The organism is Stenotrophomonas sp. 3diitr2024 (assembly GCF_042136455.1).
Classification (GTDB): Bacteria; Pseudomonadota; Gammaproteobacteria; order Xanthomonadales; family Xanthomonadaceae; genus Stenotrophomonas; species Stenotrophomonas sepilia.
This window is the reverse complement of record NZ_JBHHMJ010000607.1, coordinates 1-322: the sequence shown is the minus strand read 5'-3', so window position 1 is coordinate 322 and position 322 is coordinate 1. Positions and strand designations below refer to the sequence as shown.

The following is a 322-nucleotide window of genomic DNA, read 5'->3' as shown; positions in this document are numbered from 1 at the left end:
CAGGGTGGCCAGCACGTCGGCGTAGATCGAGCGGTGCACGATCAGGCGGCGGGTGGTGGTGCAACGCTGGCCGGCAGTGCCGACCGCACCGAACACGATGCCCGGCACGGCCAGCTTCTGGCGCACCAGCTTGAGGAACTGCATGGAGTCGAGTTCGTCCTCGCCGCGCGCCTTGCGCTGGGCGTTCAGTGCCGCGCGCAGGAAGTAGGTGTTGTAGGGCGTATCGGTAGTCAGGTCGCGACGGCGGATGTTGCCGTCATACGCAGCACCGAGGCCATAGATCACGGTCGGGTCGGTCTGCAGGCGCATGCCGATCTTCAGG

The 322-nt window shown here is 66.8% G+C and carries 1 protein-coding gene; it reads right to left on the bottom strand.

Annotated features, from left to right (window positions below; genetic code table 11):
* Positions 1 to 322 (bottom strand): endolytic transglycosylase MltG (locus ABGA94_RS15915; RefSeq protein WP_375367774.1); only part of this gene is annotated, 322 nt, incomplete at both ends.